This window comes from Streptomyces luomodiensis, from assembly GCF_031679605.1.
Taxonomy (GTDB): Bacteria; Actinomycetota; Actinomycetes; order Streptomycetales; family Streptomycetaceae; genus Streptomyces; species Streptomyces luomodiensis.
On record NZ_CP117522.1, the window covers coordinates 7036437 to 7061912 of the forward strand.

The window sequence follows — 25476 nt, forward strand, 5'->3', positions numbered from 1 at the left end:
ACACCATCCTCTGGACGGAGCGACCACAGCCCGCCGAAAGCTCTCTCAACCCTTCTCCCGATAAGCCCGATGCCCGAACTACTCGAACTATCCAACCTATCCGCACTATGCCCGGGAATCGCCAACCCGGCCGTACCGCAATGTAGTTGGGCCGTGCACCCTCTGCCACTAAGGTGGTGCCGACCGTCATCATGAACACCGCAGGGGGGAATCTCGATGAGTGAGAGGCGCGGGTCCCGGTGAGCGACGCCGGCGCGAGCAGGGCACGCGGCGACTCCGACCTCAAGGTGGAGGCCGAGACACTGGCGAGCTTCAAGAGCCGGGTCGACAAGATCCTGATCGACCTCGAGGAATCACCGGCCGCCAAGGGCAAGATCAGCGACCAGACGGTCGCGCACGCCGCCTTCGGCGCGGGTTTCACCGCCGCCGGCGACCTCGCCGGCGCCTACGAGAAGCTGCACGCCCGCCTGGAGCAGTTCTCCAAGACACTGGGCGACCAGCTCGAGGCCCTCGGCATCGCCGTCCAGATCTCCGACCGCGGCTACGAGAGCATCGACGCCGAGCAAGCAGCCCGCCTCCGCGCCATCCAGCAGCGCACGGCCGAGTACTACGGCCCGAACGCGGACGGCCGGCCCGGCGCGCACCAGAAGAAGGACACACCGCAGACCGGCACGGGCAAGTCCGGCACCGCCGACTCGGACTTCAGGTAGGGGGAGACATGGGGAACGGGGAGTTCGAGGGCCTGTCGGTGGAGGCGCTACGGGCCATGCTGGCCAACGCCGACCCCGACAAACTGACCGCAGTCGGCACCGCCCTGGGCGATGCCGGCCCGAAGATCCTCGACATCGGCTCCGACCTGCGCCGCCACGTGTCCCGCGTGGAATGGACCGGCGAGGGCGGCTCCGCCTTCCGTGAATGGGCCCACGACTTCGCCCTGGAGGTCATGCGCTTCGGCCAGTTCACCTCCACCGTCGGCCAACACGTGGCCCAGGCCGGCCAGGCCCTCTCCGAGACCAAGTCCGCCATGCCCGAGTCCAGGGACCCCAAGGCAGCCCACGAGGACCCGGCCGCCCAAGAAGCCGCCCGACGCGACACCGAAGAGGCCAAGCACCAGATGGAGCGCCTCTCCTCGGCCTACCGGGCGGCACAGGAGACGATGGCGGCGGAGCGGGAGCCGCAGTTCAAACTGCTGCCGGGGTTGGACAGGATTGACAGCTACTATCCGTCGGAGGCTTCGGGAACAACCGAAGGCGATTCCGTCCCCAGCATGGGAGCTCGTGCGCGCCTGACCGCTGCAAACTCGACGGATGATAGCTCGGCGAATGCTGGACAGCAGCCGGATCCAGTACCAGCTGATCGTCAGTCACTGGGTACAACGATCGACTCCACCACAGCCGTTCCGAAGCCAGGGACGCATGCACCGGCAGAACTGGTGACGCCGGTTGCTGACCCTCCCAAGCAGTCAGCCTCTGACCTAGGGCCGATCACCCCCGGTATGTCCCGCGCGCCCGCGCCAGTGCCTTCTAGACCATCAATGCGTGGAGGCGGGAGCGGCACCGTTCGTCCCCCGCTCATCGGCCGTTCCCACGTGGGCACGGAAGGAACGCCCATCCGTCCGGTCGTTCCACGCAGTTCGCCGGGAGGTGACCTCATTGGCGGCCAGCCCCGTCCAGGGGGCGACTCTTCCAGGACGCGCCTTCCACGGGGCATGGTGGTAGGAGAAGAGCACGCGCCGATGTCACGTGGGCCCATGACCGGGGGCACCAATCGCGTGCCGGGCACTGGGGGGCCAGCCGCTGAAGGAATGCCCGCGGGACGCCGGTTGGCCTCAGAGCCGGGTGGGCAGGTCAGCGGGCCACGCATGCCCACCTCGAATAGCAGCGCCAATCCACGTAGAGCAGCGATCGGCGAGGAGCGCGGTGCCACTGGACGAGCACCTGCACCAGGAATCGCACGCCCAAGCACGTCGGTGGGCACCGCTGGTGCATCGGGCGATACAACCACCGAACGAAGACTGGCATCGGAGACCGGAGGATCTGTTGCTGACACCCGTACATCTCCACGAAGGCGTGCGGAATTCACTCGTGGCGGAACGGGTTTGGTGCGCTCTGAGGACAACGTGAGTCCCATTCGCACGGAAGCCAGGGGCAGTAACGCCAATCGTCGCCGAACAGAGCATGGACGTGAGAACGCGAGTGGGGGTGACGGCTCCTGGCCCCTTGGCCGACGAGACGCTGTGCCTCCCGTCGTTGAGTAACTCGCATAGTAATTGAGGCATCGGGAGATTTCGTAGACATGTCAGTCTCGTCCGGCAACATTCATCGGGGTTTGGGTCGAGGACGGGTGTTGCTTGCGGTCGTAGTCACCAGTCTGGGATGCCTTACATCCCCGGCAACGGCCGCAGATGCACGTTCGGGCCAGTGGTATTTGGATGCCATGAAGGCCGAGGAAATGTGGCAGGCAAGCACCGGGAAGGGCGTGACTGTTGCCGTTATAGACAACAAGGTCGACGACTCCATTCCTGAATTGCGTGGCCAGGTTCTGAAGGGCAAGGATTTCACTAAGACGCAGGACTCAAGTGTCCGCAGTAACAGCCATGGTACGCAAATGGCTGCGCTCATCGCGGGTTCGGGGCGATCGGGCGGTATCCAGGGAGTGGCTCCCGGAGCTAAGATCCTTCCATTGAAGGATGGCGGCTTTGACCACACAGAGATTGATGACCCAACGGATAAGTGGGTCAAAGCGATCAGGTATGCGATAAAAAAAGACGCCCGTATCATCAACATGTCAGTAGGTGCCGTCGGACTTCTGGACGGGTCTGCCGAGAAAATGCAGGCAGCTGTTGATGAAGCAAACGCAAAAGGAGTACTTATCCTTGCGGGTATGGGAAATGATGGCGACATCGGAGGTGAAGCAGCTTACCCTGCGCGTCTTAGGGGCGTAGTGGCGGTATCCGCTGTGGATAAAACTGGTACGGTCACCAAATTTTCCACCAATGGTGCGCAAGTGGCTCTAGCCGCACCTGGTGCAGAAATACCTGAGCGCTGCTCGACGGATGGTGGCTGGTGCCAGGGGAAGGGAACTAGCCAAGCGACTGCTATTGCCTCGGGGTCGGCAGCCCTCATTTGGTCCGCGCACCCGCATTGGACTGCGAACCAGGTTTTGCGCGTGATGATGCAAACGGCGAGTAAGCCCGAGGGCAAGGTTCCTAGCAGGTACATCGGCTACGGCATCATCCGCCCCGGCCAAGTCCTGCTGGACGGTAAGGGAGACCCGGGGCCGGCGGACGTCAATCCGCTGTTCCCGGACTACCACCCGGGGCAGAACTCTTCCACATCGCCGTCTTCCCCTTCGCAGACCGATGCCCCGTCGGAAGCATCGGACACGCAGGACAAGGCTGCGGGCACCTCCACATCAGGCGACGATGACGGTGAGGGCAGCACCCTCCTCTATGTCGGAGTTGGCATCGCCGCAGTCCTGGCCCTAGGCGGCGGGGTGTTCGCCTTGGCGCGCCAACGGAGGGGGACCTAGTAGAAGAACAGTTTTCGACGGCATTCCCTCGGGTGAGGTAGAGCCTGGTGGTCGCCCGCTGTTTTTGGCGGTGTCACACAGAGGACAATGTAGATGCCTATGTGGATTTAGGGGGAGAAATGACGTTCGGTGAAGAATGGGACGCGCTTCGCTCTCAGGCAGCAGCGCGGCAGAAGGTCCGCATGCAGCTCGATCACGTCGGTGGTGGAGGCACATCCAGTGCAGCAGGGAAAGCCGACCTTAGCGTACACGCTGATGATCTGGGGGCAATTGGCCATGAAGCCTATAAATTGTATAACCGAGTCAAGGCCGATGGCGATCAAGCTCGCGTAAGCAGCTCTGATGCGGCCACACAACTTACCAGAGACAATTTCACGACAGGCTCGGCGCTTACTAAAGTCGTGGACACGTGGGGAACTCAGCTCAAGACGCTGATGCAGGCATGTGCACATATCTCGAATCACCTCGATTATTCCGCCGCGTCAAGCAGAGAAAATGACGAGGAGATTGCAACCAACATGCGCAATGCCGATGGCAAGTCTATGAGTGTCTCCCTGATCGACAAGTACTTCAGCTGAGGAGTGTCTGTGCTGTCGTTTGAAGACCTCCTGAACGCCTCTTTCAGTAAGTTGGACGACGCGGTCGATGACTGGACCACCGTAGTCACGAAGCTGGAACGACTAGCCACGGGAGGTGCGCACCGCATGGCAAGCTTGGCTGAGCAGGCAAAATGGAAGGGGGAAAACGCCACGGTTACGAAGCCGTTCATCAAAAAGACGGCTAAGGAATTCAGCGACGCACATACTGAAGCGGTCAGTATTCGCAATATTCTGCGTGATGCTTGCACTTCCTTCAAGGAGGCTCAAAAGCGACTTCAGTCTTTGATCGATGACGCACCTGCGAACATGACCATCGACCCTTATGGGACTGTCGGTCACATTCGTTCTGACAGTCGATCCAAGGACAACAAGGACCCAGTGCCCACTGTTGAAGAGATTGAGCGCTATCAGGCTCGCATCGATAAGGTCCTGAAAGACGCCACCGAAGTAGATAAAGAAGTCGCCCGAGCTCTCCATACACTGGTCGACAAAAACCCGTATAATTTCGCGGACGTTCACTATGACTCACTTCGCGCCGCGGATACCAAGCTAGCTCTTGCCGACGCAAATGCTGCCTTGCGGCTTGTCCGTAAGTCTGGCCTGTCTAAAGAGGACTTGAGCAAGCTGGACAAGCTATTTGACCAGCACGCTAACGATAAGATTTTTGCGACTAGGTTCTATGGCCAGCTTGGCCCGGAGGAGGCATTGCGTTTCAATGCGAAGCTGGCTACCGGTGTAAGTCTTTACGGCGACTCGGGTGAAGTGAAAACGGCAGCCGATCTTCAGAAGCATCTCGGCACCACTCTGGCTGCTGCAACTCTGCACGTAGGAAAAGATGGCTACCTCGATTCCGAGTGGGTGGAGGGACTAAAAAAGGCTGGACATCAACGCATCGATATGCGGAGTGAAGGCTATTGGCAAGCCATTCCGTACGGATATCAATCCCTGGGCCCACTACTCAAAAGCGGAACCTTCGGCAAGGGTTTTCTTAAAGAATTAAACGCAGATATGCTCCAGATGGATAAGCAGCTACATGGGAGGTGGCCATCGGCAAGTAACAATCAGTGGTATATCGACCTGTCTAACGACTTGCGGCACAGTAAGTTTACTGGACAAGATCCAATAGTGGGACTTCTCGATGCCAATTCAAGATGCCCCGAGGGTGCGGAGGGCCTATTTAAAGACAAAAGTGACCTAAATCACCTATTGAAGAGTTCTGTCGAGGGCGGACAACGTTCGGACGTACTCGGGCATGCACTCGAAACCGCCGTGTATGGATACCGGTATGATCAAGTACCACCGGCTACTGCGCCCGAGCACACGGGCGCTCAGACGCGGATCATGAAGAATATCATCGACGCGATTTCCAAAGATGCTTCTCTGGTCAACACAGAGATCGGTGATAGCTTCGGCCATATGGCCGCCGCCTACATGCCGGAAATTAATCGATCGGTGGCAGGTCCCGGAGTATTTTCCACTGAACAAATCTTTCCCACCGGCGACAAGACGGACGTTACTTTTCTCGAATCTGACGTTCATCGGTTCCTATACGCGTTGGCTAGGGACCCAGAGGCTTACGCCGCAGTCACGTACGCACAAAATGCCTATGCGAGTAATGCGATCGAGTACCGGCTGGCGCATCCCGAAGAGTTTGAAGGAAAGCCCGAGGAAGCGGTGAAGCTCATAGCCGAGAATACCGGCCATATCCAGGGAATTCTAGGCCATTCTCGTGCGGATGCAGCAAAGGCGGATCAACTTGCTGCTGACGAGGCGACCAATGAGGCGTTCAAGACACAGTCCGATTGGTTCAAAACCATGGCATCAGCCGGAATCTCGACAGCGGCAGCAGCCTATCCGCCAACTTCAGCCGTTGGTGCCACACTTGGCTCCATTGGAAGCGCCTTTGGCTCCAGCGCAGTGGGACAAGTGATCGATAATATCTATTCTGGGCGGGAAGTGGATGGAATGGATCAGGCGGTTTACCGCGTGAGTCACGATCTGGATAACACCAAAAATTCAACCATCAGCGCTACTCAGTGGGCCGGACAGGCTGCTATTGCCGCGCATGATGCGCCAATAAAGAGGGGAACGATGGATTTGATTATCGGGGAAGGCGTAAAGGAGGGCTGGAGCTGGTCGGATACCGCTCTGGATGACTACCAGAACCGTCCGTAATGGCTTTGGTGCGAGGATTCTGCATGCTTAGATTTGGCAGCCTTTCGCGGCGCGCAGTAATATTCGTGGTGTCGTTCCTGCTGGTTGTCACTATTTCAATCGGTGTCATCGTCTACACCTTTCTTTTTCAGAAGGACGGGCTGCAAACATTGCCCAGGGAGGTTTGTAAGGGGAGTGTCTCTCGTTCTCTCGTCCAGAAGATCCTTAAGGACACTGAAAGTGTCGACTTGAGGAATGGGCAATCTTCTCCGGACTCGTTCTTTCGGTTTACATGCTCCGCGTTCACGCATGAGAAATCCGGCCTTATCGTGGAGGCCAGGATTCGCGATACGGGGATAGAAGGGTGGCGTGAATGGGAGCATACCCAAGGGGAAGCTGAAAAGGGAAGGTCGATCCAATTTCATATTGGAAGCGGTGTGGTGATTTCTTGGCCGCGTAGGTCAAGTTTGTATCTTAAATGCAATCCCTCGCTGGAGGAAGATAATCCCGTAGAAGCGTATGCTCTAGTTGTTGTGGCCAGCCTTCAAGGTGATATGCGTATCGACGGGAATTCCCTTCGGCAATCCGTCGCTGAAGTCACTTTGCAGATGGCGCGGTATGCACAAAGAGCCGTGAAGTGCGAAGACAGTCCCTATCTTCCTGCCCCGTCCAACCAACCTGTCCCGCTCTGACTCTGGATCGGCAATAAAGCCTTACACGCTCACTGCTGGCTTCGGAATCCGGTGACGCTTACTGTAAGAAACTCGCGCGGCAAGCACTGAAGAAGCGTCCAGTTTGTTCCCCGCGCTCAGCCTTCAGACTGATCCATGATCCGTCGGAGAAAATGGAGCCAGAAACGACGGACGTCATCATCCGCAAAATCCGGGATCCTGCAACGGGCCAGAACAGTCGGGAATTCAGCTACAACGCGCAGGTGCTTGGGGCGTCCTCGATACCACCAACGAGAAGGAGCGGCCAGCAGCGCGACCTTCTCGTCCATTGCCGCAATCAGGCGCTCAGGATCAGGCGCCTGGCTGTACCAGGCGAGGAGAAGCTGACCAGCTGTGGCGTTCCAGTTGCCGTCGAAGGCGCGATCCAAGCCCAGTCGTGGGAATTCAGCCTTGCGTGCACGGATGGCATTTTTCTTGTGTTTCCGCTGTTTGATCTGCTGCGACGTAACGCCGTCTAGGAGCGTGATCAGCAGTAGAGGAAAGAACAAGATGGTCGCGCAGCCTGTAAGAAAGTAAGGCAACGGTTTGCGGCGCTGCCTCAGGCGTCCTCCACCAGATGCTTTATGTACATCTTGCGGCGGGGTTGGGATGGGTGCTGCCAGCTGGCACCATGTGGCCGAGGCCAACTTCGCGCCTGTCAGCTCGCTGGCCCGCTCCAGAAATCGATCCATCGCCGTCTTGCTTGTCGATAGGAATTTCTGTCGGCCTGATCTTTACGAATCCTTGGTCACTCGGACAACCAGCCCAGCGGGATCGCCATCCAGGACAGTCGCACCGTGAACCAGGTACTGGTGCGAGGGAGGCAGCTCCCTCTCCATCTCATGTCAGTATTCTCTGTCGAGGTCGGTACCTGCGGGCGCGCGGTAACAAGCGGAGACCACCGTGACGCTGATCATGGTGTCGCCGCTGGCGGTCTTTCTCAGAGCTGTGAAGTGAGCCGCAAACTTTTCTGTTTTGTTCTCCGCGAGTATCTCGGATGACTGTGCCTTGCTGTGTGATTTCCCATCCTTCACGATGTGCCAGTCGTGGTCAGGAAGTCGATTGCGTAGATTATTCATACCTTGGAGTAGTTCCTCCTCGGTGATGTCGTAAACCGACCATGGGTGACGAGTCGCGTACAGCTCTGCGGATGCGGGTGCGTCTTCGCATGTAGAGATGCTTGGGCCGGGTTCTGTTAACTTTCCGTGGACTCCAATAATTTTCACCAGCTGACCGGAAACATCCCTGGCCTTTTTCCGGGCCTCATCAACATCGAGGGCGGCGGGCTTGTACCCGATCTTGCCGGTGTCGGACTTACTGACTCCCGAGCAGCCCGCATTGGTCAGTCCGATCACGCAGGTGGCGAGGAGTGCTGAGATAAGGCCTCGCCGTGATATTTTCAGTTTCAACTTTGTTTTAATCCTTCGTGGCTTGCGTACAGTTCTCTGTTGGGTATTTGCTTGGCTTGTCAAAGTTTAAGAATTTTTTCCGATGGTCTTGTGATAAGCGGCGTCTGTGCCGTGATGCGAGCGTCGTAGTCCTCGTTGGGCAGTCCCAAAGGGAAGCATCGCATCCCACCCAAATATCGCCGTCGCGCTCAATCCGGCAAGCTCTCCGCTGAGAGGCACTTGCCTGCTCAGGGGACGGCCGCGGACCAGACGTGCCTCTCGTTGACGTCAAGGCCGTCTACGTGGCCACGATGTCATCGGACGGCAAGGTTGCCATCAGTTCTGGTGTCTCACCGCTTGCCATCGCGTTCATGGTCTGTCCAGTTCGTCGCCCAGCCAGCCCAGTTGGATCAGTGAGGGGCCGCCTCTGCGGGTGATCAGGGTGCCGCGGCCCGGGGGGAGGCGGCGGGGGCGGGTGGTGCCGAGGAGGTCGCCTTCGGCGGGGTCGCCCGAAAGGATGATGCCTTGGGCGCCGAGTTCCTTGATGCGTTGCATGAAGGGCTCGTACGAGGAGCGGGAGGCGCCGGCCGTGTTGCGGGCGATGATGAGGCGGACGCCTACGTCGCGGGCGTAGGGCAGGGCGTTCGTCAGGAAGTCGAGGGGGTTGCCGCCGCTCGTCGCGACCAGTTCGTAGTCGTCGATGAGGATGAAGAACAGAGGGCCGCTCCACCAGCTGCGGGTGCGGAGTTGCTGGGGGGTGACGTCCGGGCCGGGGGCTCGGTGTGCCATCAGGGCGCTCAGGGCGTCCATGTGCATGTCGAGTGCCGGGGCGGCTGGAGCGTATTCCAGGAGGTGGGACTCCGGTACGGCCTCCAGGAGGGTGCGGCGGTAGTCACCGACGATGATGCGCGCCTCGTCGGGGGTGTAGCGCTCGGCGATCTGCCGGGCCAGCAGGCGCAGCAGGGAGGTCTTGCCGGATTCGCTTTCGCCGAAGACCACGAAGAAGGGGTCGGTGTCGAAGTCGATGAAGACCGGCTCCATGCGGTCTTCGTCGATGCCGATCGGCAGGCCGAGGTGCGGGTGTTCGAAGCTCTTGGGGAGCTGATCGGCGGGGAGTTCGCGCGGGAGCACGCGGACCTCGGGGGCGCGCGCGCCGGTCCAGTGGGTGTTCACGGCGCGGACCAGGGCGGCTGTCGCGCGGGCGGAGCCGGTCGGTGCCGGCCAGGTCGGCTCCGGGCCGGTTGATCCCGGTCCGGTCGGCATCGGTACCGGCGTGGGGGAGGCGGCCGTGGCGGCCGTGGCGGCCGTGGCCGGCTCTGTCGACGGTGGCGCGTCGGTCGTTGGCCCGTCCGCCTCCGCCCGTAGGGCGCCGTCGACCCGCGGCTGCGCGGCCAGGAAGTGGAGCCGTTCGGGGATCTGGCCGCGGCCCGGTACGCCGACGGGGACGTTGGCTGCGACCTTACGGTCGAAGTCGGAGTCCAGGGGGTCGCCGAGACGGAGTTCGAGACGGTTCATGAACTGGTCTTTCAGCGCCGCCCGTACCTCCATGTACCGGGTGGCCGACAGCACCAGGTGGACGCCATGGCCCAGCCCTCGCGTCGCGAGGTCCATGACGATGCCCTCGAACAGCTCGTACTCCTGCTTGAAGGTGCCCCAGCCGTCGATGACCAAGAAGACATCTCCCCGGACCTCGTCGGGGAGCTCGCCCGCCGCCCGCCGCTTGCGGTAGGTGGCGATGGAGTCGATGCCGTGCGTGCGGAAGAGCTCTTCGCGGTGGGTCAGCACGCCGGTGACCTCGGCGATCGTACGGCGTACCCGGTCCGGGTCGAGACGTGTGGCCACTCCGCCGACATGGGGCAGGTCCGCGATCGCGCTCAGGCCCCCGCCGCCGAAGTCCAGGCAGTAGAACTGCACCTCGTGCGGGGTGTGGGTCAGGGCGAAGGACGCGATGAGCGTGCGCAGCAGGCTGGATTTACCGGACTGTGGGCCGCCCACCACCAGCAGATGGCCCGCGGCGTCCGAGAAGTCGCGGTAGAGGATCTCGCGGCGCTGCTCGAAGGGCTTGTCGACCAGCCCGACCGGGACCACCAGCCCGCCCGAACCGGCGTAGTCCGGCGGATGCAGACCACGCGCCGGCGAGACGGCCAGCGGGGGCAGCAGTTCGTCGAGGGCGGGGGAGGTGTCCAAGGGCGGGGGCCACACCTCGTGCGCGGCCGGACCCTGATCCTCCAGCCGCCGGACGATGACGTCCAGCACGGTGTCCGACCGCGCGTCGTCCGTGAGACCCGGAGCGGCGGAGGGGGCGGGCACGGAGTAGGAGAGGGGCACCGGAGCGGCCGTGAACAGTGCCGGTCGGCGGTCCAGCCGCAGTGAGCCGCCCGATCCGTCGTCCGTCACCGGCTCGGCGGTGCGGTACGGACCCGAGACGTATGCCGCCTTGAAGCGCACCATCTCGTCCGTACCGAACTTCAGATAGCCGGAGCCGGGGAGTGACGGCAAATGGTGGGCGTCCGGCACGACCAGCACGGCGCGCGACTCCGTGGCGGAGAAGGTGCGCAGGCCGAGTCGGTACGACAGATAGGTGTCCAGACCGCGGAGCCGCCCCTCCTCCAGCCGCTGGGTGGCCAGCAGCAGATGGACGCCGAGCGACCGGCCGATGCGGCCGATCTGGAGGAACATCTCGATGAAGTCGGGCTTGGCGCTCAGCAGTTCGCTGAACTCATCGATGATCAGGACGAGGGAGGGGAGTGGCTCCAGCGGCGCACCCGCGGTCCGCGCCCGTTCGTAGTCGTGGACGTTGGCGTAGTTGCCCGCCGCGCGCAGCAGCTCCTGGCGGCGTTGCAGCTCGCCCCGGATCGAGTCCTCCATGCGGTCCACGAGCGTGAGGTCGTCCGCGAGGTTGGTGATGACCGCCGAGACATGGGGCAGGCCGGCCATACCGGTGAAGGTGGCACCGCCCTTGAAGTCCGCGAGGACGAAGTTGAGCTGCGCGGAGGAGTGGGTGACGGCGAGGGCCAGGACCAGCGTGCGCAGCAGCTCGGACTTTCCCGACCCGGTCGCACCCACGCACAGACCGTGCGGGCCCATCCCGCCCTGTGCCGCCTCCTTCAGGTCCAGCATCACCGGTTCGCCGTCTTCGCCGACCCCGATGGGGACGCGTAACCGCTCGCTCGCCATGCGGGGCCGCCAGGTACGGGCCACGTCCACGGAGGCCGCGTCGCCGAGGTCCAGCAGATCGGTGAAGTCCAGCTCGGCCAGGAGCGGCTCGTCGTTGTCCCCGGCGCCGACGCGCAGTGGCGCGAGCTGGCGGGCCAGGGCCTCGGCCGCCGCCACGGAGAGCACGTCCGGCTCGCCCTCGTAGACCAGTCCGGCGGCGGACTCCAGGAACAGCCTTCCGGGGCGTACGTCGATCGACAGGCTGCCGCGCAGCTCGTCCAGTTCGCCCGGCACCACCTCGGCGACCGTGACGCCCTGGATGCCGTCCGCGCCGGCCAGCAGGGAGTCCGGCGGGACGGTGCCGCCGTCCAGCACGACGAGAAGGTGGGGGGCGTCCAGGACCGGCGGTCCGTCGGGGTCGAACCGGGGGCGCTCGGCGAGCGAGCGGCCGGCGCCACCCAAGCCGTCCGAGCGGCCGGGGCCACCCAAGCCACCGGGGCCACCCAAGCCACCCGAGCCGCCGAAGCCGCCCGGCCCGTCCGTTCCGCCCGCCCTGACGGCGCCGTTCACCGCCAACAGCTCCTCCAGCTCGCCCGCGTCCCGGCAGAACAGCCGCCGGGTGCCCGCCCCGTCCAGCGTTCCGGGGACTTGGGAGTGCGGCAGCCACTTCGTCCATTCCCAGCGCTCGACCGCCTCCCGGCCGTCCACCAGGACCGCCACGGCCAGGTCCTCCGGCGAGTGGAGGGTGGCCAGCTGGCACACCAGCGCGCGTGCCGTGCCCTGGGCCGTGGCCGCGTCGCCGGACACCGTGAAGTGGTAGAAGCGGCGCAACGACACCGCGACCGGCAGCCCGTCCACCGCGCCGTGCAGCACCAGGAACCTCTGCATCGCACCCGCCGTCAGCGGCTCCAGCTCCTCGATCAACGCCGTGGTGGGGGCCACCAGAGGCGTCGACAGCTGCTGGGGACCGACCCCGACGCGGACCTGGCCGAAGTCCTCGTCGCCGACCCGGCGTTCCCACACCCGGCTGCCCTCGGCGGCCACCGCCCAGAGCTGGTCGGGCGCGGGATGCAGATAGTGCAGCACCTCGAGCTGCGCGCGGGCCGTACGGTGGACACCGCTGCGCATCTGCGCGAGGTACTTCAGGTAGTCGCGGCGCAGGCCCGCCGCCCGGCCCTCCGTGCCGCGCCGGAAACGCACGATCTGGGCGACGACGGTCGCGAGGGTCGAGGCCAGCATCATCCAGCCCATGACGCGCATGAACGGACCCGCGCCCGAGTTGAAGAAGTAGACCATCGACCCGCCCATGCCGAGCAGGGGCACCAACTGGGTCAGCAGACCTTGCCGTTCGTCGCGCGGCAGCTCGGGGGGCGCGCTCAGTTCGACTTCGTCCGTGGGCACGGTCGGCGGCAGCGCCCGGGGCGGACGCTTGACGACAATCTGGCTCACCGGGCGGTCAGTCCCCCTTCTGTGGTCTCCCGTGCTGGGAGCGAGATGTCCCAAGGCGTCGCTCGGTACTCCGGCGACGCGATCCCCCGAACTCGGTGAGCCTACCGACACGTGCTGTCACCATGCGGTGCCGCCCCGGCGTGTCGTGAGCATGAACAGGAAATCGTCACCGCGCCAAGGGTGGGTTCCCGGGTGGGTCCCTGCGTCGTGCGGCCACGGATCCGGGGGCCGGGGACGGAGCGTCCGGTGATACAAAGATTTCCTGCTCCCGGAAGGTCTTCGCCCAGCGAGGTCTTCCAACGGACTCGCCGAAGAGGTAAGTGCTGATGTCTCAGCCACCCCAGCCCCCCGACCAGCCACCCTCCGGCGGTTTCGGCGCGCCCCAGGAACCCGGTCACGGCGGTGAGCCTGCCGCGGACGGCGTCGGCGCGTCGGCGCGACGTCCGGCCCCGCCCGTTCCACCGGTGCCGCCGGCCCCGCCCTCCGTACCTCCGGCGGTCCCCCCGAACGGGCATGTCCCGCCGCAGATATGGGACACCGGCGCGCTGCCGGCAGGCCCGTCCGCGGCGCCCGGTGTGCCCGCCCCTCCCCCGACCGCACCCGCCAACCCGTACGCACAGAATCCGTACGGGCAGAACCCGTACGCCTCAGGGCCGGCAGGGCCGGGGTACGGCACCTTTCCGTCCCAGGGCGTTCCACCCGAGGGCGTGCCACCCCAGCGTGGAGGCGGTGGGGGCACGAAGCGCAAGGCCGTCGTCATCGCGGTGGCGGCGGCGGTGCTGCTGGCGGCAGCCGGCGGGGTCTACGCGGCGGTGAGCGGCGGTGACGACGGCAAGAAGCCCACCGCCGCCTCGACGACCACCCCGGCCGGTCAGAAGCGGCAGGACCCGACCTCCGGGCCGACCGGAAGCGGCGGCAGCGCCGGCGGACGTGAGCGGGGAGCACCTGAGAGCGACCCCAACGACGTGCGCCGGCCCGGGGAGGCGAAGGTCCTCTACCAGACGCCCGCGCCCGAGCTGTCCAGGCGGAGCGTCGACGTGCCCGGCTTCTGGGTGATGAAGGGCTATGTGGTCAAGGCGGTCGAGGACAAGATCGTCGCGTACAAGGACGACGGCACGAGGAAGTGGACGCTCTCCCTGCCCAAGGCCGTCTGCGCGGCGCCCAACTCCACGACCGCGGGCAAGGTCGTGATTGCCTACGAAGGCCATGGCAAGGACTCCTGTAGCCGACTGGCCCTGATCGACCTGGACAAGGGGGCCAAGCTCTGGGACCACGACGCTCCGGAGGCGGACTCCTACGGCGGCGGTTACAGCAGTATGGGCATGGCACAGAGCGGCGACCTCGTCGGCATGTCCTGGATGGGCGGTTCGGCCGTCATCAAAGTCGGCGACGGTAAGGAGGTCGCCGTCGAGAAGCCGAGCCCGAGCTGCTCCGTCGATGGCTACGCGGGAGGGAAGGCGCTGCTGCGCACCTACTCCTGTAGCAATGGCCCGGCCAAGCTGCAACGGGTGACGTCGAGCGGCGCGATCAAATGGACCTACGTCGTCCGTAAGGGCTACAAGGTCGACAAGATCTTCTCCACCAGCCCCGCCGTGATCGCCCTCAGCGACGAGAACCGCACGTCCGGCGGCATCCTGGCCATCTCGGACAGCGGCAAGGAGCGGTCGGCCCTGGCCCTGGGCAAGCAGTCCTATCAGCCCCTGTGCGAAGCGGACCTCTTCGGCACCAATGTGGCGGGCTGTCAGGGGGTCGCCGCCTCCTCCGACACCTTCTACCTGCCCACCGAGATGACCCAGGAGAGCGATGGAAGCTCGATGAGCGAGATCCACGCCTTCGACCTGGACAGCGGGAAGAGGAAGTGGACGGCGAAGGTGGACGGCCGGATGCTGCTTCCGCTGAGTGCGGACGGTAAGAACCTGATCGCCTACGAGGAGCCCTCGTCCGAGGCGGCCGGCCTGGTCGTGAGCATCGGACCGGATGGCGGCGAGCCGAAGACCCTGCTGCGGCTGCCGCGGGCCACCCGTGACGCGGAGAACGGTTTCTACTCCGCCACTCACGAGTACCGGAACGGCAATTTCTACATCGCCTCGAACCGGGTCACCGGCACCGACAGCACCGATGGCACCAGCGAGAAACTCATCATGGCTTTCGGCCCCTGGAGCTGAGCCGAACGCCGAACGCCGACGGCCGAACGCCGACGGTCGGCGGATGGGACGGATGGACGGATGGGGCGGGCACCGGCCGGGGCCCGCCCCATCGCTCACGCCGATGGACCGCTCGCGCTCCTAGCGCAGATCGAACTCGCCGTCCCGCGCCCCCAGCACGAAGGCCCGCCATTCGGCCTCCGTGTAGCGCAGCACCGTCTCCGGGTCGGCGGAATTCCGCATGGCCACCGCCCCGTTCGGCAGATAGGCGATCTCCACCCGGTCTTCGGACGTGCTGCCAGGTGCGCTGAGCCACTCGGCACCGGAGATGTCGAGGGCGTACAGCTCTTCCTTCTCTTTGGCGTCGGCCACTTGTGGAGAACCCCTTCGGATACCGCGGAAACCATCCCGCCCGGCCTTGGACGGGAGGCGAGGGCGGGCCACTGCGCCCGGACTCCCGCCATGTCCGACAGTGTTGTCCACCACGGGTGGGGCGGCAATCGAACACGGCGACAAAGGCCCCGGTAGGGTGGCCGCCGCGCGCATGACGCGGGCGGGCGATCCGATGGATCCAAGGCGAGGGGGGCCTTCCGCATGAGCATGGATGACGGCTCGCACGGAGCCGGAGCGGCAGCTGAGACCGTATGCCGTCCCGGCGGCCCGGGACGCCCAGGTCGTCCGGGCCGCTCCCGTCATCACGGGAGGCGTGTATGGAGCCGCTGAGCCGGGACGACCCGCAGCGGCTCGGCCCGTACCACGTCATCGCGCGGCTGGGGCCGAGCGCGGGCGAAGCCCCCGCTACGGCCCGCCACTTCATCGCGCGCAGTGCCGCCGGGGATCGTACGGTCGTCGTCACCGCACCCCCGGAAGAGCTCGCGGACGACGTCGGGTACCGGGAGCGCTTCCGGGCGGAGGCGGAAAACGCGCGCCTTCTCGGCGGTGGACGGCCTCCCCTGTGGCTCGCTCCCGTTGTCGAGATCTCGGACGGGGGCGCGGGGACACCCTGGAGTGCCACGCCGTTCCTGCCGATGCTGTCGCTGCCCGCCGCGCTGGAGGCGAACGGAGGCCCGCTTCCCGTGCGCACTGTAAGGGCGTTGGGAGCCGCGCTCGCCGAGACGCTCGCGGAGGTGCACACGGCGGGCTTCGCCCACGCGGGTATCGCACCGAGCACCGTGTACCTGGCGGGTGACGGCCCTCGGCTGCTGGGCTACGGCGTGGTGCGGGCCGCCGCCTCGGACGGTGAGGCGCGCGTGGGGCTCCCGGGCCTGGAGGACGACGCCCTGCCCCCGGAACAGGCCGCGGGCGGGCGGCCGCGGCCGCTGGGGGACATCTTCGCGCTGGGCGCGGTGCTTGCGTACGCGGCGACCGGGCGACGGCGGTCCGACGCCGACGAGCTGCCCAAGGACGTGCGGAGCGCTGTGGGCCGGTGCCTGGCCCAGGACCCGGCCGACCGGCCGACGGCGCGGGCGCTGCTGGACGAGTTGACGCGCGGCGTACGCGTCCCCCTGCCCCCGCATGCCGTCCGGGCACCCGCCGGGGCGCCGCCGACGGTTGTCGACGGTGGCTCCGAGGGCCCGTACGGCGGTACGGCACGGGGGGCGGGGCCGGGATCGACCGCGCTGGACAGCGCCGGTGGCATCAGCCGGGCCGCGGGCGCGCTGGGGCCGGGCTGGCTGCCGGGGCGGGTGATCGTCGCGTTGTCCGAGCTGTCCTCGGTGGTGCTGGCGGCGGAGATCGAGCCGGCTGAGGCGTCCTCGTCGGCTGAGGCGCCCTTACCGGTGGCGGCGGGTGCGCCGGTGGCGGCGGGCGTGTCGCCGGCGGGGCCGGCCACCGCTTCGCACCAGGCGGGGGCGGAGGGGCTCGGTGCCGCACCCGCGGCGCCCGATCGCGGTCCGGCGCCGGGGGCGGGGAACGCCGGGACTGAGGGCGGCTCGCCCCGGAAGACCCTCGTCCCGTCCCTCAGCCCTTCCCGGCGCCGCCTCCTGCTGGGCGTCGCCGGCGGTACGGCCGGGCTCGCCGTCGGCGGCGGCGCCACGTGGCTGGCGACGGCCCCTGAGCCGCCCGCGCCGCTCACCCCGGCCCAGCGCCTCGCCGCCCACCGCCCGCGCCACCGGCTTCCGGGCGCGCCGCCCACGCCTCTATGGCGCTACGACGTCACAGGGGCGGCGTCGACGTATGCGCCGCTCGTCTGGCGGGAGGCGGTCGCCGTCATCACGGGGGAGCGGGCGGTCACCGGGATCGATCTCCGTACGGGCAAGCGGCTGTGGACCCGGGAGGGACTGCGCCCGGCGGGTCAGCCCTGGGTGGCCGGCGGGGACGCGCTGGTCGTCCCGGGCGACGGTCTGGTGTCGCTGGAACCGCGGACCGGCCGCATCCATTGGCGCTCGAACGACTTCCGGCAGGATGCGCGGAGCTCCTTCACGGGGCTGCTCGCGGTGGACGGGACCACGGTCTGGTTCACCGCGACGGTAAGGGGCGAGGGGAGCGGTGGCGCGAACGGCGACCGTGTCGTGGTCGCCTATGACGTCCATGAGGGCGCGGAGTTGTGGCGCGGCCCCCTCGCGGCGGGTTTCGACGAGGGACATCTGCTGAAGGAGGCGCTGGTGGTGATGGCCGGCGCCGACCGGGGGAGGACGGGCGCCAAGAGGGCCATCGCGCTCAGCCGCGACCGGGGCGAGGAACTGTGGCAGCGGGTTTATCCGGGCATGACCGCTGAAGGGCTTGTCACCACCGACGCCCGGCGCACCCTCATCGCGGCCCTGGGCACCACCTTGCGGGGCTTCGACGCCACCCGGGACAGCGCTGCCCTGTGGTCCGTCACTGCCAAGGGGAAGGACGCCGAGGGCCGTCTTGCCGACTTCGGGGTTCCGCTCGTCCACGGGAAGACCGCGTATGTCGCCGACGGGGGTTTCGCCCTCCACGCGGTCGAGGCGGCGACCGGCGAGATCCGGTGGCAGCGCGCCTATGGCTTTGTGATGAAGGTGCTCGCGGCGCCGCGCACGCCGGACACACTGGTCAGCCCGGCCGGGCGCAGAGTGCTGATGGCCGGTGACGCCGAGGTGGACGCGTTCGACGCCGAGGACGGCTCTTTGCTGTGGCGCTTCACCGACGCCGGAGCGGATCCGGGCCCGCGCTCCCGATCGCCGCGCCGTAAGGTCGCGTTGACGGATGACAGGGTGGTCGTCGTCGGGAGCGGAAGCGTCTACGCGCTGCCGCTCGATTAGGAAGGTCGCATGGAACCGCCGATGCCGGACCGCCGGACGGGACGGACCGATCACGATGCTCCACGGCGCACCGATCACGACGGTCCGCGGCGCACCGATCACGATGCTCCGCGGCGCACCGACCACGACGGTCCGCGGCGGATCGGCCCGTATCGCGTCCTGGCCGCCCTGGACGTGCCCGGGTACGCCGATGACGCGCGCCGCTGTCTCGCCCGGGACGTCCGAACGGGCCGTACCGTCGTGCTGACCCTGCCGCACGCGGCGGCGGCCGACGACGCCGGATACCGGGTGCGGTTCAGGGCCGAGGCGGAGAACTCCCGTCGGCTGCGCGGCCCCTGGGTGGCTCCGGTGGTCGACGTCGCCCCGCCCGGTGCGGAGCTTCCCTGGGTCGCCCACGACTGCTTCCCCGCCCTGACGCTGCCCGGAGCGCTGGCCGCGCACGGCGGCCCGCTCCCCGAGGACACCGTGCGCGCGCTGGGCGCGGCGCTCGCCGAAACCCTCGCGGTCGCGCACGCCAACGGCCTTGTCCACGCCGGGATATCGCCCCAGGCGGTGCTCCTGACACCGGACGGCCCCCGGCTGACCGGTTATGGGCTCCTCCGGGCCCGCGGGGTCGCCGCCCCGCACACCGGCCGCCCGGCCGGGGCCCACGGCGACGGCCCGGCCGGACTGCCGCCCGAGCAGCACGCGGGCGAACCGCCGCGCCCTCACGGTGACGTCTACGCCTTGGGCGCCGTGCTGGCCTACGCCGCGACCGGCCTCAAGGATGCTGCGACCGGCAGTAAGGGCGCCGCGACCGGCCTTAAGGGCCCCGCGATCAACCGTATGGACGCCGCGACGGGCCGTAAGGACGCCGGGCTCGCCGCCCTGCCGCCGGGGCTGCGCGAGACCATCGCCGCCTGTCTGTCCCCGGACCCGGCGCACCGGCCCCAACCCGGCACCCTGGTCCGGGAGTTCCGCTCGTCCGTTGCGCCCGTCTCCCCGGCCCGCCTGCCCGGCGCCATCGGGGCGGCCCTCGCCGACCAGGTCGCCCGCCACCCCGCCGACGCCCCGCCGCCGGAGCCCGTGGAGCCCGCCGACCACCCCTCTTCCGCGCGTCAGGGGCGGTCCCGGCGCTCCGTGGTCGTCACCGCCCTCGGCGGCGCCGCCGGGCTGGCCCTGGGGGCCGGCGGCACGGCCCTGTGGCGGGCCGTGACGGACGAGCGGCCCGCCCGGCCCGAGCCCCTCGCCGTGCGCGGGGTCGCCCCCGCCCCGCTGTGGCGCCGCCGTATCGAGACCGAGATCGAGAGCCCGCCACTGCTCTGGGGGAACAGCCGGCTGCTCGTGCCGGGTGCCGGTGTGGTGACGGCGGTAAGGGTCCGCGACGGACAGAAGGCCTGGACGCGTGACAACGTATGGGGCATCGGCCCCCTCAGCTCACTCGGCGGCGACCTGGTGCTGAGGCCGGGCACCAGGGAGCTCATCGCCCTGTCGGCGCGCACCGGGCAGGTCACGTGGGTGGAGCGGAGCTACGACGGCGAGAAGCGCCCGCAGTTCCGCTATCCGCTGGCGGCCGACGGGAGGACCCTCTGGTTCCTGGCACAGAACCATGACCAGGAGAAGACCGCCACCGTCGTCGCCTATGACCTCAAGACCCGTAAGGAGCGGTGGCGCACCTCCGTTCCCGGCGGTTTCGGCGGCTACGACGAACACTCCGCGGTGCTCCGCGCGGACTCCCTCCTGCTGTCGAACCGCAGTGAGTCGGCCCCCGACGCCCCATGGACCTATCTGGCCCTGGGCCGGCACGACGGCGCGAAGCTGTGGACGCGGACCTACAAGGGCGTCCATACGGTCGCGAACGATCCGGCAGAGATCGTCTCCGGGGATCTCCTGATCACTTTCGCCTCGGATGTCGTATCCGCCCATGAGATATCCAGCGGCGCCGTGCGCTGGCGCTTCAGTTGCGAGGACTTCCTGTACACCGATGGCGCGCTGCACGCCCGGACGCTCTACGTGACCGACGGCAACGCCGTCACCTATGCCATCGACGTGGTCCACGGCAGGCTTCGCTGGCGCCGCCGGTCCGCCGTCGAGGCGGCCTCCCCCATGTCGGAGAGCGAGACCGTGCTGAGCCACTCCGGCCGGACCGTGTTCCAGGTCAACGCCTCGGAGGTGGAGGCGCTGGACGCGGCGGACGGTTCACTGCGCTGGCGCTTCGCCCCCGTGGCCGAGGGAGCGTCGGCCGGAGCCCTCACCGGTTCCGTCCTCAGCGCGCCCGGCGTGGCCGTCGTCCGGAACGATCGAACCTTCTACGCATTGCCGGTGGACTGATCCCGATGGCCCATCCCCTCACCCATGACGACCCCCAGCGCCTCGGTCCGTACACCCTCGTCGCCCGGCTCGGCAGCGGGGGCATGGGCACGGTGTACCTGGGCCGCTCATCCGGCGGCCGTACGGTCGCGCTGAAGACCATGCACGCGCGGTTCGCGTCGGAGGCGGAATTCCGCACCCGCTTCCGGCTGGAGACCGATGCCGCGCGGGTCATCGGCGGACGGTACGGAGCGCAGGTGATCGACGCGGACACGCTCGCCCCGACCCCCTGGCTCGCCACCGAATACGTCCTCGGCCCGCCGCTGGACGACGCGGTCGCGCTCGGCGGCGCCCTGCCCGAGCGGGCCGTACGGGCGCTGGGCGCGGCCCTGTGCGACGCGCTCGCCCAGCTGCACCGGTCCGATGTGGTCCACCGCGACCTCAAGCCGTCCAACATCCTGCTGACCGCCCTCGGCCCCAAGGTCATCGACTTCGGCATCGCCCGCGCGGTGGGCGACGACCGGCTGACCCGTACGGGCGCCGCCGCCGGAACGCCCGCCTATATGTCGCCCGAACAGGTGGCCGGTGGTGAACACGCCGCCGCGGGCGATGTGTTCGCCCTCGCCGGAGTGCTCGTCTTCGCGGCGACCGGCCGGCCCCCTTTCGGCGGCGGACAACCCGCCGATCTGCTCTACCGGGTGCGGTACACCGACCCGGACCTGTCCGGACTGCCGGGGGAACTGCGCACCGTACTGGAGCCGTGCTTCGCCAAGGACCCGGGACGGCGGCCCGGCACGGCCGAGCTCGGGCCGCGGCTGCACGACGGAGGCGGCCACTTCGCCGATCATCTGCCGGACCCCGTCCTGGCGGAGATCGCCCGGCTCGGCGCGGCCGTATGGGAGATCCAGCCGTCCAGGACGCCCGCGCCGGTGGCGGAGGGGACCACGGCCGGAGCGCACCGGCCACCCGGGCCGGCCGGGATCTCCCGCCGTAAGGCCGTCACGATCGGCGGGGGCGGAGCGGTCGCGGCCGCCGCGGCCGCCGCCTGGGTCTGGCTCCGCCCCGACGGCGGTGCGAGCGGTAGCGCGGCCCGGACACCGGCGCCCACCACACGGCCGCCCGGGACCCCGCCGCGTATGTCCTGGAAGGTCACCCCGCCCTCCGACACCGCCATGGCCGAATGCGCGGTCCTCCTCGCCGGGGACCACGCCGCGATCATCGCCGACACCGGGCTGTACTGGATCGACCCCGGCACCGGGGCCAGGCGCGGCACCAACGACCTGGTGACGAAGGCACAGCACGCCGTCTTCGACGGCCGGCGGCTGCTCGCCTGCGACTCCAGTGCCGAGCACGTCCGGATCGCCCCCGTGGACCCCGGAACCGGCAACTTCCGGACCCCGCTCGCCACGGTCAAGGACCTGGAGACCGACGACGTACGGCTGCTCGCCGCCACCTCCGACACGGTCTTCCTGGAAGGGACCAGCCGCAAGGGCCCGGTGCGGATGGCCATCGACGCGCGGACGGGGGAGGAGCGGTGGCGCCGGGCGAGCGACACCCCTGAGTTCCAGGACCCCCTGGCGACTCCCGCCGGCTCCTCGCTCGTGCTCTCCTTCCGCGAGCGGGTCACCGTGGTCGACGCCGCCGACGGCAGCCGCCGCTGGTCGAAGATGCTGGCCAAGGAGAACTACCTGATCCTCCCGGGGACGCGGCGGCACACCTTCTCGGACGGGCTTCTCTATGTCGGCGGGAAGGACCTCCTCGCCGTGCGGCTCTCCGACGGTGAGGTCGTCTGGCGGTTCGGTGAGGGGCGGAAGGCCGGCGACGGGAACGAGCCGGAGTCCGCGCGATACGGACCGCCCCTGCTCAGGGACGGCGTGGTCTACAGCCTGGAGACGGGCACCGGCCTGGTCGCCGTGGACGCCAGGAGCGGAAAGCCGCGCTGGGAGCAGAAGAAGGGCACAGGCCCCGCGCTCAACTTCCGCCCGCCGCCCGCCCTCGGCAAGAGGTACCTCTACGCCTTCCCCGACGTCGGAACCGACCAATGGGCGACGGCGATCGACCTCCGCGGCCACAAGGCGGCCTGGACGTTCCAGGGCCCCGGCACCGCCATGGCCGCGGTCAACCCCACCATGACCGTCCATCGGGGCGCCGACCGGCTGATCATCGCGGGCGGGTCCACCGTATGCGCCATCCCGCTCGAATGACCGGCGCCGCGGACCCGTCCCGGCGCGCCGCCCCGCCCGCCCCCACCGTGACCAGGAGAGCCCGACCATGAACCCCCTCGGCACCGGCGATCCGCTGCGCCTCGGCCCGTACCGGCTCACCGGCGTGCTCGGCGCGGGCGGTATGGGCCAGGTCTACCTCGGGCGGGACTCCGAGGGCCGGACCGCGGCGGTCAAGGTGCTGCGGCCCGAACTGGCCCATGATCCGCAGATGGCCCGGCGCTTCCTCCGCGAGGCGCACGCGGCCCAGGCCGTACGGGGCGAGGGTGTGGCGCGGGTGCTCGCGGCGCGGACCGAGGGCGGGCGGCCGTGGATCGCCACGGAATTCCTCGCCGGACCCACCCTCGACCAGGCCGTGGAGCGGTACGGCGCCCTGGACGAGCCCGCCGTAAGGGCGCTCGGAGCCGCGCTCGTCCGCACGCTCCGCGACATCCACGGCGCCGGGCTGGTCCACCGCGACCTCAAACCGTCCAACATCGTGCTGACCTCCCGCGGCCCGAGGATCATCGACTTCGGGATCGCCCGGCCCGAGCACGGACTGACGCTGACCACCACCGGACAGACCGTCGCCACCCCCGGCTACGCCGCGCCCGAGCAGGTCCTGGGGCGTCGGACCGGCCCCGCGGGGGACGTGTTTTCCCTCGGGGTGGTCCTCGCCTACGCGGCGGGCGGACGGCCGGTCCACGAGGGCGGTCATGTGGCCGCCGTGCAGTACCAGGTGGTGCACGGCGAGCCGGAGCTGGGCTCGGTGCCCGAGGCGCTGCGAACCCTGGTCGAGCCCTGTCTGGCCAAGGACCCCGGCAGCCGCCCCGGCCTCGACTGGATCGGCCGGGCGCTGGCGCCGCCCCGGGGCGCGGACCGGGCCTGGCGGAGCGGGCCCCTGGCGCAGGACATCGCGCGGCGCGAGGCGGACGCCCGGCGCATGGCCGCCCTGCCCGGCGACCGGCCGGGCCCCTCCCGGCGGCGGCTGATCGGCACGCTCGCCGCGGGCGGCGCCGTGCTCGTGGCGGGTGGCGGAGGTGTCGCGTGGTGGCTGCTGCGCGGCGACGGGGCGGAGGCCGGCGGGCGGCCCTGGGAGGCCGAGCCGCTGGCCCACTACGACGAGGGGACGGCCCCGTCGCCCCTGTGGGGCCCGGTGGACCTCGGCTCCCTCGGCGTCGCCGATGCGGGGGTACCGGCCCCGCTCACCGTAAAGGACCTCGTCGTGGCCCCGGCCGAGGGCGGCCGGCTGCGGGCCTTCGACGTCCGCACCGGCCGGCCCCGCTGGACCTCCCGGACCGCCGGACTGACCGGGCGGCCCCTCGCCGCGGCCGATGACGCCGTCCTTACCGTCGACAGCAACGGCGTGCTGCACGCGCTGAACGCCAAGGACGGCACCGAACGGTGGAAGGCGCCGGCAGTGGACGCGGCGACCCTGCTGGCCGTGGACGACAAGGCCGTCTATCTCGCCACCCGTGACGGTGAGCTGCGCGCCGTCGCGCTGACGTCGCACATGGCCCTGTGGACGGTGCCCTCGCCGGTGAGGACATCCGAGAAGAGCCCGGCGGCGGCCGCGGTGGCCACCGGTCATCTGGTGGTCTGTGGCGACGACGGCCAGGTCGTGGCGCTCGACACCGCCCGCGGGAAGACCCTCTGGGGGCCCACCCGGCGCGGCACCACGGCCCTCGCCCCCGCCATCGCGGACAACACCGTCTATCTGGGCGGCCGCTCCCTTACGGCACTCGCGCTGTCCACGGGTGAGGAGAAATGGTCCCGGCCCAGCGGCGGCGGGCGCGGCTGGAGCGCACCGGTCGTCGCCAAGGACGTCGTCTACGCCGTGGACGCCACCGATCTCTCGGCCCGCCGTACGGACGACGGGACGGACGTGTGGACGCTCACCTTCGCCTCAGAGGACAGCCCGCAGGACGCCCCGGTGATCGCGGGCAACAGCGTCTGGGCGGGCGCCGGGCAGGCCGGTGCGCGGGGCGTCGCGGCGATGGACACCCGCGGCGGACGCCTCGCCTGGCCGTACACCCAGGGCACCGAGGGCCGCTGGGCGCTGTCCGCGGCCGGCAACCGCGTCTTCCTGCTGCACAACGGAACGCTGACCGCCATGCCCGTCTTCTAGCCCCACCATCCATGCCTCCTCCCACCTCCCGGCCAGGACGCTGGTAACCTGTCTGCTGGCCGTTTGCGTACGCGTCCCCGGAGACCCCGAGTCTCGGGAGACAGCGCCCAGCGGACCCCGCCTCCCGAGTCACGGAAGATCCCCTGCGACAACGACCAGGGGCACTCGGCGGCCGATGACGAAAGCAAGGAGTACCGAGTGTCGCTCGACGCCGCTACCAAGAAGCAGATCATGACCGAGTTCGCCACCAAGGAGGGCGACACCGGCTCCCCCGAGGTCCAGGTCGCGCTGCTCACGCGCCGCATCTCCGACCTCACCGAGCACCTCAAGACCCACAAGCACGACCACCACTCCCGCCGGGGTCTGCTGCTCCTGGTCGGCCAGCGCCGCCGTCTGCTGCAGTACCTGGCGAAGAAGGACATCACGCGCTTCCGTGCGCTGGTCGAGCGCCTCGGCATCCGCCGCGGTGCCGCGGGCGCCAAGTAAGACGCACAGAAGGGAGC

At 68.1% G+C, this 25476-nt stretch carries 15 protein-coding genes; 11 read left to right on the plus strand and 4 right to left on the minus strand.

The window, feature by feature from the left end:
• Nucleotides 1-239: 239 nt before the first annotated feature.
• From PS467_RS29790 to PS467_RS29810, 5 genes are all read left to right on the plus strand, one after another.
• Nucleotides 240-710 carry a DUF2563 family protein gene (locus PS467_RS29790; protein WP_311037804.1) on the plus strand — a complete coding sequence of 157 codons (471 nt, stop codon included), beginning with the start codon at nucleotides 240-242 and terminating at the stop codon, nucleotides 708-710.
• Nucleotides 711-2436: 1726 nt separating this feature from the next.
• Nucleotides 2437-3531 carry a S8 family serine peptidase gene (locus PS467_RS29795; protein WP_311037805.1) on the plus strand — a complete coding sequence of 365 codons (1095 nt, stop codon included), beginning with the start codon at nucleotides 2437-2439 and terminating at the stop codon, nucleotides 3529-3531.
• Between the two features lie 119 nt (nucleotides 3532-3650).
• Complete coding sequence (locus tag PS467_RS29800; protein WP_311037806.1) at nucleotides 3651-4109, plus strand: hypothetical protein; 459 nt, start codon at nucleotides 3651-3653, stop codon at nucleotides 4107-4109.
• Nucleotides 4110-4118: 9 nt separating this feature from the next.
• On the plus strand, nucleotides 4119-6305 hold the full coding sequence (locus PS467_RS29805; protein WP_311037807.1) for a hypothetical protein: 2187 nt from the start codon (nucleotides 4119-4121) through the stop codon (nucleotides 6303-6305).
• 68 nt (nucleotides 6306-6373) lie between these two features.
• Nucleotides 6374-6976, plus strand: a complete 603-nt coding sequence (locus PS467_RS29810) for a hypothetical protein (RefSeq protein WP_311037808.1) — start codon at nucleotides 6374-6376, stop codon at nucleotides 6974-6976.
• 116 nt (nucleotides 6977-7092) lie between these two features.
• Here PS467_RS29810 and PS467_RS29815 read toward each other — a convergent pair whose 3' ends face one another.
• The 3 genes from PS467_RS29815 to eccCa form a co-directional block, all read right to left on the minus strand.
• On the minus strand, nucleotides 7093-7686 hold the full coding sequence (locus tag PS467_RS29815; RefSeq protein WP_311037809.1) for a hypothetical protein: 594 nt from the start codon (nucleotides 7684-7686) through the stop codon (nucleotides 7093-7095).
• Between the two features lie 153 nt (nucleotides 7687-7839).
• On the minus strand, nucleotides 7840-8403 hold the full coding sequence (locus PS467_RS29820; RefSeq protein WP_311037810.1) for a hypothetical protein: 564 nt from the start codon (nucleotides 8401-8403) through the stop codon (nucleotides 7840-7842).
• Nucleotides 8404-8751: 348 nt separating this feature from the next.
• Nucleotides 8752-12987, minus strand: coding sequence for a type VII secretion protein EccCa (eccCa, locus tag PS467_RS29825; RefSeq protein ID WP_311037811.1), 4236 nt, complete (start codon nucleotides 12985-12987; stop codon nucleotides 8752-8754).
• Between the two features lie 707 nt (nucleotides 12988-13694).
• On the opposite strand from eccCa, the gene PS467_RS29830 reads away from it, so the two are divergent.
• Nucleotides 13695-15152: an outer membrane protein assembly factor BamB family protein gene (locus PS467_RS29830; RefSeq protein ID WP_311037812.1), complete on the plus strand. Its 1458-nt coding sequence runs from the start codon at nucleotides 13695-13697 to the stop codon at nucleotides 15150-15152.
• A 120-nt stretch (nucleotides 15153-15272) separates the two neighbouring features.
• Here PS467_RS29830 and PS467_RS29835 read toward each other — a convergent pair whose 3' ends face one another.
• Nucleotides 15273-15503, minus strand: a complete 231-nt coding sequence (locus tag PS467_RS29835) for a DUF397 domain-containing protein (protein ID WP_268974757.1) — start codon at nucleotides 15501-15503, stop codon at nucleotides 15273-15275.
• A gap of 338 nt (nucleotides 15504-15841) precedes the next feature.
• Between PS467_RS29835 and PS467_RS29840 the strand changes: the two genes are divergently transcribed.
• The 5 genes from PS467_RS29840 to rpsO all read left to right on the plus strand — a co-directional run bounded on the left by PS467_RS29840 (nucleotide 15842) and on the right by rpsO (nucleotide 25459).
• Nucleotides 15842-18355 (plus strand): outer membrane protein assembly factor BamB family protein, encoded by a 2514-nt coding sequence (locus tag PS467_RS29840; RefSeq protein WP_311037813.1) that lies wholly within the window; start codon nucleotides 15842-15844, stop codon nucleotides 18353-18355.
• A 9-nt stretch (nucleotides 18356-18364) separates the two neighbouring features.
• On the plus strand, nucleotides 18365-20665 hold the full coding sequence (locus PS467_RS29845; protein WP_311037814.1) for an outer membrane protein assembly factor BamB family protein: 2301 nt from the start codon (nucleotides 18365-18367) through the stop codon (nucleotides 20663-20665).
• A gap of 5 nt (nucleotides 20666-20670) precedes the next feature.
• Nucleotides 20671-22848 (plus strand): serine/threonine-protein kinase, encoded by a 2178-nt coding sequence (locus tag PS467_RS29850; protein WP_311037815.1) that lies wholly within the window; start codon nucleotides 20671-20673, stop codon nucleotides 22846-22848.
• 67 nt (nucleotides 22849-22915) lie between these two features.
• Nucleotides 22916-24973, plus strand: coding sequence for a protein kinase domain-containing protein (locus tag PS467_RS29855; protein ID WP_311037816.1), 2058 nt, complete (start codon nucleotides 22916-22918; stop codon nucleotides 24971-24973).
• A 198-nt stretch (nucleotides 24974-25171) separates the two neighbouring features.
• Nucleotides 25172-25459, plus strand: coding sequence for a 30S ribosomal protein S15 (gene rpsO, locus PS467_RS29860; protein ID WP_020868053.1), 288 nt, complete (start codon nucleotides 25172-25174; stop codon nucleotides 25457-25459).
• Nucleotides 25460-25476 lie beyond the last annotated feature (17 nt).